General features: G+C 43.9%; 8 protein-coding genes. All 8 read left to right on the forward strand.

Annotation, left to right across the window (positions count from 1 at the left end; all coding sequences use genetic code 11):
• The first annotated feature begins 174 nt into the window (after positions 1-174).
• The 8 genes from arcA (at position 175) to ASV53_RS21230 (ending at position 8007) form a co-directional block, all read left to right on the forward strand.
• Positions 175-1395 carry an arginine deiminase gene (arcA, locus tag ASV53_RS21190; RefSeq protein WP_062691833.1) on the forward strand — a complete coding sequence of 407 codons (1221 nt, stop codon included), beginning with the start codon at positions 175-177 and terminating at the stop codon, positions 1393-1395.
• A gap of 88 nt (positions 1396-1483) precedes the next feature.
• A complete protein-coding gene (gene arcC, locus ASV53_RS21195; RefSeq protein WP_062691832.1) occupies positions 1484-2395 on the forward strand; it encodes a carbamate kinase in 912 nt (303 codons plus the stop codon).
• Positions 2396-2519: 124 nt separating this feature from the next.
• Positions 2520-3530 (forward strand): ornithine carbamoyltransferase, encoded by a 1011-nt coding sequence (argF, locus tag ASV53_RS21200; protein ID WP_062691830.1) that lies wholly within the window; start codon positions 2520-2522, stop codon positions 3528-3530.
• A gap of 481 nt (positions 3531-4011) precedes the next feature.
• Entirely contained in the window at positions 4012-4941 is a 930-nt protein-coding gene (gene pyrB, locus ASV53_RS21210; RefSeq protein WP_094956100.1) for an aspartate carbamoyltransferase, read from the forward strand.
• A 16-nt stretch (positions 4942-4957) separates the two neighbouring features.
• The gene (gene pyrI / locus ASV53_RS21215) at positions 4958-5422 is read left to right on the forward strand and encodes an aspartate carbamoyltransferase regulatory subunit (RefSeq protein WP_062691827.1); all 465 of its coding nucleotides are present in this window, start codon (positions 4958-4960) and stop codon (positions 5420-5422) included.
• 233 nt (positions 5423-5655) lie between these two features.
• Positions 5656-6732, forward strand: a complete 1077-nt coding sequence (locus ASV53_RS21220; protein WP_094956101.1) for a S1C family serine protease — start codon at positions 5656-5658, stop codon at positions 6730-6732.
• Positions 6733-6972: 240 nt separating this feature from the next.
• On the forward strand, positions 6973-7467 hold the full coding sequence (locus ASV53_RS21225) for an arginine repressor (RefSeq protein ID WP_094956102.1): 495 nt from the start codon (positions 6973-6975) through the stop codon (positions 7465-7467).
• A gap of 153 nt (positions 7468-7620) precedes the next feature.
• Complete coding sequence (locus ASV53_RS21230) at positions 7621-8007, forward strand: RidA family protein (RefSeq protein WP_094956103.1); 387 nt, start codon at positions 7621-7623, stop codon at positions 8005-8007.
• The last annotated feature ends 117 nt before the right edge of the window (positions 8008-8124 follow it).

The following is an 8124-nucleotide window of genomic DNA, read 5'->3' on the forward strand; positions in this document are numbered from 1 at the left end:
AAGTTATTTTGTTAATATATAAAGTGTGACAAACCTCTAAGACTAATACCCTGTTAAGAGTAGAATGATTCACAACAAAGGAGAGCAGGGAAATAAAGAAACATTACTTTCCCAGCCATAAAACAAATAAAGCCAACCGGATTTAGTTGGCAAATTAAATAGAGAGATACGATCATGAGTAAGTTCTACGTAGGTTCTGAAATAGGTCAACTACGCCGCGTTCTAATTCACCGTCCAGAACGTGCGCTGACTCACCTAACTCCATCAAACTGTCACGATCTACTATTTGATGATGTATTAGCGGTTGAGCGCGCTGGCAAAGAACACGACGTATTTGCTAAAACACTACGTGACCAAGGCGTTGAAGTAATGCTACTTGGTGACCTACTAGCTGATACGCTAGCAGTGCCAGAAGCGAAAGAATGGCTTCTTAACACGCAAATCTCTGACTACCGTTTAGGTCCAGCATTCGCAAATGACGTTCGCTGCTTCCTAGCTGACCTTCCTAACGCAGAATTATCTTCAATTCTTCTAGGTGGCCTAAGCTACGCGGAACTACCAATTCAATCTTCTTCAATGATGCAAGGTCTACACGCATCAAATGATTTCATCATTGAACCATTACCAAACCACCTATTTACTCGCGACACATCTTGCTGGGTATACGGCGGCGTTTCAATCAACCCAATGGCTAAGCCTGCTCGTCAACGTGAAACAAACCACGTTCGTGCAATCTACCGTTGGCACCCAACCTTCGCTGGCGCAGATTTCGTTAAATACTTCGGCGACGAAGAAAAAATCTACGACAACTCTACAATTGAAGGCGGCGACGTTCTAGTAATCGGTAAAGGCGCAGTTCTTATCGGTATGTCTGAGCGCACAACAGCACAAGGTGTTGAGCAACTAGCTTCTAGCCTATTCAAACATGGCGAAGCGAAACAAGTTATCGCAATGCAACTACCAAGACACCGTTCTTGTATGCACCTTGATACAGTAATGACTCACATGCGTGAAGATACATTCTCTGTATACCCAGAAGTTGTTCGTAAAGACGTTCAATGCTGGAGCCTAACAGGTGACGAGTCTGGCGCTGTTAAGGTTAAAGAAGAAGGTTACTTCGTTACTGCAATCGAGAAAGCACTAGGTGTAGATAAACTAAACCTAATCACTACTGGTGGTGATAGCTTCGAAGCAGAACGTGAGCAGTGGAATGATGCGAACAACGTATTAACTGTTAAACCTGGTGTTGTTGTTGGTTACGAAGGTAACACTTACACCAACGAAAAATACGACAAAGCTGGTATCACAGTTCTTCCAATCCCTGGAGACCAACTGGGTCGTGGTCGCGGTGGCGCTCGCTGCATGAGCTGCCCAATTGAACGTGACGGCATCTAAGCAATAGTCTTTCACTAGACAATGCTAAGACGGTTAGCCGATTAAATTGAATCGGCTAACCACACTAAAACCAAGAGAGAATAATCCCATGACTAAGCAAACAGTTGTTGTTGCATTGGGTGGTAACGCACTACTTCGTCGCGGTGAGCCATTAGAGGCTTCAACCCAACGAATCAATATCGCAAAAGCTGCACAAACTATCGCGGCTATCGCAGAAGAATACAACGTAGTGTTAGTACACGGTAACGGCCCACAAGTTGGCTTACTAGCACTTCAAGGTTTGGAATACAAAGCAGTAAATCCATACCCACTAGACGTACTAGGTTCAGAAACACAAGGCATGATCGGCTACATGCTGATGCAAGAGCTGAAAAACCTATTACCAGAACAACACGTTTCATGCATGTTGACGCAAATGACTGTTGATCCAGCGGATCCAGCATTTATCGACCCAACAAAACCTATCGGCCCTGTATACCAAGAAGCCGAAGCGCGTGAACTAGCAGAAAAATACCACTGGACTGTAAAACCTGACGGCGAATACTTCCGTCGCGTAGTACCAAGCCCACAACCAACCGGTATCGTAGAAGACGATGCAATCACAGCACTGATTAAACAAGGTCACCTTGTAATCTGTACTGGCGGTGGCGGTATCCCAGTGAAGAAAGTCGACGGTAAATTAGTTGGCGTAGAAGCTGTTATCGACAAAGACATGTCAGCAGCCTTCCTAGCAAAACAACTAGAAGCAGATGCACTGTTGATTCTGACAGATGCACAAGCAGTATTCTTGGATTGGGGCAAGCCAACGCAAAAAGCATTGAGCAGCACTACTCCTGCAGAATTAGCGAATTACGAATTTGATGCTGGCTCTATGGGGCCAAAAATTGAAGCGTCATGTGAATTCATCAATCAAGGTGGCAAGTTAGTAGGTATCGGCGCTCTAGAAGACGGCCTACGCATCCTGAAAGGTGAAGCTGGTACGAATATTATTTCAGAATAACAAAATAGTTATTCACAAGAACGCAATAATACGATAAACAATAGATACTACTTACCAACAGCGTACTCTGTAATTATCAGGCCGCTGTTGGCAGAGAGATACCGATTCTTAAAAGGAAATCATCATGGCTTTTAATCTTCGCAACCGTAACTTCCTAAAATTACTAGACTTCACTCCACGTGAAATTCAACACATGCTAGAACTAGCAGCTGAGTTGAAAAAAGCGAAGTACAACGGTTACGAGCAGCCTCGCCTAACGGGTAAAAACATTGCGCTTATCTTTGAAAAAGCGTCAACTCGTACTCGCTGTGCATTTGAAGTTGCTGCTTACGACCAAGGCGCTAACGTAACTTACTTAGGCCCTTCTGGTTCTCAAATCGGTTACAAAGAATCAATGAAAGATACAGCACGTGTTCTTGGCCGTATGTACGATGGCATTGAATACCGTGGCTTCGGTCAAGAAATCGTTGAAGACCTAGGCGCTTACGCTGGTGTTCCAGTATGGAATGGTCTAACTGACGAGTTCCACCCAACTCAAATCCTAGCTGACTTCCTAACTATGCAAGAGCATGGTCGTGGTAAGCAACTACACGAAATGACATTCGCTTACCTAGGTGATGCACGCAACAACATGGGTAACTCTCTAATGGTTGGTGCTGCTAAAATGGGTATGGACATCCGTCTAGTTGCTCCTAAAGCATTCTGGCCTGAAGAAGCACTAGTTGCTCAATGTCGTGAAATCGCTGAAGAAACTGGCGCTAAAATCACAATGACTGAAGACGTGCAAGAAGGCGTTAAAGGTTGTGACTTCCTATACACTGACGTATGGGTATCTATGGGTGAAGCGAAAGAAGCTTGGGCTGCACGTATCGACCTAATGATGCCTTACCAAGTAAACATGGATATGCTAAAAGCAACTGGCAACCCACATGTTAAATTCATGCACTGCCTACCAGCATTCCACGGTGAAGACACTGTAGTTGGTAAAGAACTTGCTCAAGAATACCCTATGCTAAAAGACGGCGTAGAAGTAACTGACGAAGTGGTTGAGTCTAAGCACTCTATCGTATTCGACGAAGCTGAAAACCGTATGCACACCATCAAAGCTATCATGGTTGCAACACTAGGTCAGTAATCGACTCTCTTGAGTTTTATTTCATTCCCAACGGAATGACAAAGCTCTTATAATTAATGCCAACCTTCGGGTTGGCATTTGCATTTATGCTACACTAGAATTGCATAACTCTTCTGAATATCAAGCTGCAAAAAATCTAAACTTTCAGCTAGTTAACCCACCCTACCCCAATGAAAAATATGCACAGAAATATGCATAATTTCCCATTAAATGAATACTTTACGCAAACGCTTGCGCTCCCAAGAAATGGGCGTATAATCCTTCGCAATTTGTCTAAACAGAGAAGAGAAATGACAACGATCCTTCAGCAAAGCTTGCTTAAGATGCGCCGAAAAATGGCGTTCGTTGCGTTTTTTATTTTTTCTATTTTTTATAAAAAGAGCCTCCTTTTTTAAGGGGGCTTTTTTTTGTCTGCTTTTTACTAAAAAGAGAGCAGACAGTGTTTCGTTCGTATATTGAATCAACAGAAGGGAAGAGAGCCATGGCGAATTCGCTGTTCCAAAAGCACATCATTTCCATACCGGAATTAAACCGCAGTGAACTAGAACTGATTGTTGAAACCGCAGGTAAATTGAAGGCAGAACCAAATCCAGAGCTACTGAAAAATAAAGTAGTCGCAAGCTGCTTCTTCGAGCCTTCAACCCGTACTCGCTTATCATTTGAAACCGCAGTACAGCGTCTTGGTGGTACAGTCATTGGCTTCGATAACGGTGGTAACACATCGCTAGCGAAAAAAGGGGAGACACTGGCTGACTCAGTGCAGGTTATTTCTTCATACGTTGATGCATTTGTTATGCGTCACCCACAAGAAGGGGCAGCACGCCTAGCCTCTGAATTCTCTAACGGTGTGCCTATCGTTAATGGTGGTGACGGTGCAAACCAACACCCAACACAAACCCTACTAGACTTGTTCTCTATCTTTGAAACACAAGGTCGCCTAGACAATCTTAATGTCGCCTTCGTCGGTGATTTAAAATACGGCCGTACAGTGCACTCGTTAACACAGGCATTATCGAAGTTCGATAACATCAACTTCTTCTTCGTCGCGCCAGAAATTCTAGCGATGCCAGATTACATCTGTGAAGAATTAGATGAAGCCGGTATCAACTACAGCCTGCACGCCACCATGGAAGAAGTGATTCCTGAGCTTGATGTGTTGTACATGACTCGCGTTCAAAAAGAGCGTTTCGACGAATCTGAATACGCACACATGAAAGCCGCGTACATCCTAACGGCAGAAATGCTGAAAGAAGCGCGCGACAACCTGAAAGTGCTGCACCCACTACCACGTGTGGATGAAATCACGGTTGATGTTGATAAAACCAAACACGCTTATTACTTCCAGCAAGCAGAAAACGGTGTGTACGCCCGTGAAGCCTTACTGGCACTTGTACTAAACGAACAACTTTAAGCAGGAGAGCGCAGTCATGACTAAAGAAACTCAACTACAAGTTGAAGCAATCAAGAACGGTACTGTTATCGACCACATCCCTGCGAATGTTGGCATTAAAGTACTGAAACTGTTCAAAATGCACAAAACAAACCAACGCGTTACCATTGGTTTAAATCTGCCGTCTTCAGCGCAGGGTGCAAAAGATTTGATTAAAATCGAAAACGTCTTCATCAGTGAAGACCAAGCTAACCAGCTTGCGATGTACGCCCCTAAAGCGACCGTTAACCAAATCGAAAACTACGAAGTGGCGAAGAAGCTACACCTAACGCTACCAGAGCAAATCAATGGCATTTTTGAATGTCCAAACAGCAACTGTATTAGCCACGGTGAACCCGTAGACAGTAGCTTTAAAGTGATAACCAAAAAAGAAGACATTCAGCTCAAGTGTAAATACTGTGAGAAAGTATTCTCACGTGAAATCATGACTGAACGTCGCTAAGACATTTTTGCAACGCTAAGCCTTGTATTAACTCTGGGCTTTGCTGCTTAAATACTAAGAAAGCCTGCTCACTTATGAGCAGGCTTTTTTATTCTCATTTCTACCGCACTGTCCCTTTACGCCTATAGCTAGCTTGTTAAAAGCAGCCTGTGATTATTTGAACCACAACGCCTAAGTATTAATAAGCGTTGATACACCGGCTGCCCATAATAATTATTAATAGGCAGACAGCAATGGCACAATTTACATCACCAACAATCAGGCACATTGCCAGGGTCGCTCTTGGTACACTCATCACACTCTCACTGACTCAGTGTATTGCGAGCAATGGCAAGATTGAACATACCGCCTCGCACGAGGCCAACAATATGGTCATTATTGGTGTCCCCATGCTACTCGGGGGGTTCGGTTCTTCCGTCCCCATTAACGAGCAATATCATATTACTGCGAGGCATGTCGCGCAGTTGTCATGGGATCTCGATGTTATTCATCACCCCTATTGTGACTTATCTTTAGTGCGTTCTCGTACCCCTCAAGAATCGATTCCACAATGGGGCTTGATCTACCCAGATCAAGCCGTCAGCCATCAAGGACACTCGCTGCTTGGCACGACAATAAAAGGCGAAGGGAAATACTTACAAGACGTACTGGATACCAATAGTAAATGCTTATACTCCCTGAGCGATGCGCCCAGTATGTCAGGGATGAGCGGCGGCCCGGTCTTTAATGCGCAAGGACAAATCGTTGGGATCACTGTCGCGATACTCGATAACCCTGAAGATATTCAAAATTTACGACAAGCAGATCGGTATACCCAATTTGTTCCTGCCACGTTAATCTTTGATTGGTTAACCCAATTAGGGGTTAGTACCTCATACGCCAGCCCCGAATTAGCGAACATCCGAGTCGCCCCTTACATCGAGAACATTAACACCCCTCATTACCGACTAGGTGTCCAATCACAACCAGCCTCACCGCAAAATGCCTCAGCATTTCAGCTAAGCTCTCAGCCACAAACAACACGTCAGCGTGTGATAGGCCAAACGAATAACCGTGAAGAAAACACCAGCGCGACCATCTCTATTTTCAATCACTACGCCGTCGTACAACATCCTTTATCGTCATCATTAACATCGTCGTCAATCAAACCATTATCTCCCCAAAAAACACCGTATACAGGCACGCATGAAGCAATCATCAATTCACAACAAAAACAAGGAGATAAAGCACAAAAAAGACAAACAAAAACACAACAAGAGAAAAACAGCAATCTCATAAATGAAATAGGGTATAGACCTTCATATTGGTAATGCAACCAGTTCATTATTTTGGTGACTAGCGTCAAACAAACGATGTTATCTAACTGGTATGATTCGTATGCAAGATTATGCAAGGCTTGAATAATCTCGCACACAAAACCTCATAACAAATAAAAGTAACGATTCAGCTCGCTAATGCTGTTGAACTTGCTACACCAACAGAATAACGCTCTGCGCTGAATAGCTACAAGATACGATCTTTGTACCTACTAAAATAATAAGGAGTTGCCCGTGAATGGATACGAATTACACGGCGCGCTAGAGTTGAGTGCATCTGACGAAGACATCATCACAGCATGTAAACGTCTACTGCAACAGCAAAGCTTTTCTACCCAAGATGATATTCGCCAAAGTTTAATCGACATGGGCTATACCGATGTCAGCCAATCAACCGTTTCACGCCTGCTTTCTCGCATGGGTGTAGCAAAAGTACCGAATGCCTACGGCAAGAAAGTCTATTGCTTAACGGTTGAAAACGAACCCGTTCAAGTGGGATCTTCAATCGCATCACAGATTGAATTTATCACCCATAACCAACTGGTCGTGGTCGTAAAAACACACCCAGGTGGCGCGCAGTTAGTCGCACGTTTAATTGATGTTCAACCGCATGCTGAAATTCTTGGCACTGTGGGGGGCAACGATACCGTAATGGTGGCGCCAAAAGATATCAACCGCATAGATGAATGTGAGAAAGTCGTTAAAACACGTTTAGGTATTCCTGCTTAAATTCTCTTTCTCGATTGAAAATCTTTGACCTCAAGCAGTGAGAGTTGCTAGCCTCTAGACTCTCAACTGCTCAATACCAAGTTGATCACACACCAGCTCTGCTGCAATGACATTTCGCTTGGTATTACTTTGATATTTATTTAAGGATTTTCAATGACTCAAGTTCTACATACCGAACAAGCACCAGCAGCAATTGGCCCTTACGTACAAGGTGTTGACCTAGGTAATATGGTGCTAACCTCTGGCCAAATTCCAGTAAACCCAGAAACAGGCGAAGTGGCAGATGGCATTGCAGAGCAAGCACGCCAGTCACTAGACAACGTCAAAGCAGTCGTTGAATCATCTGGCCTGAAAGTCGCTGACATTGTAAAAATGACAGTCTTTGTAAAAGACCTCAATGACTTTGCAGCAGTAAATGACGTGTACGGTGCGTTCTTTGATGAGCACAATGCACCATACCCAGCGCGTTCTTGTGTAGAAGTTGCACGTCTGCCAAAAGATGTGAAAATCGAAATTGAAGCAATTGCGGTTCGTAAATAATTACGACTTCAGCATTCAATAAAAAAAGCTGCCAATGGCATAATGCCGATCAGTTAAGGATCAGTTGAACGATCCTATGAGGCTGACATAATCCGGAATCAGTTACTGATTCCGGAT

Origin of the sequence: Photobacterium sanguinicancri (genome assembly GCF_002265265.1) — a bacterium.
Lineage (GTDB): Bacteria > Pseudomonadota > Gammaproteobacteria > Enterobacterales > Vibrionaceae > Photobacterium > Photobacterium sanguinicancri.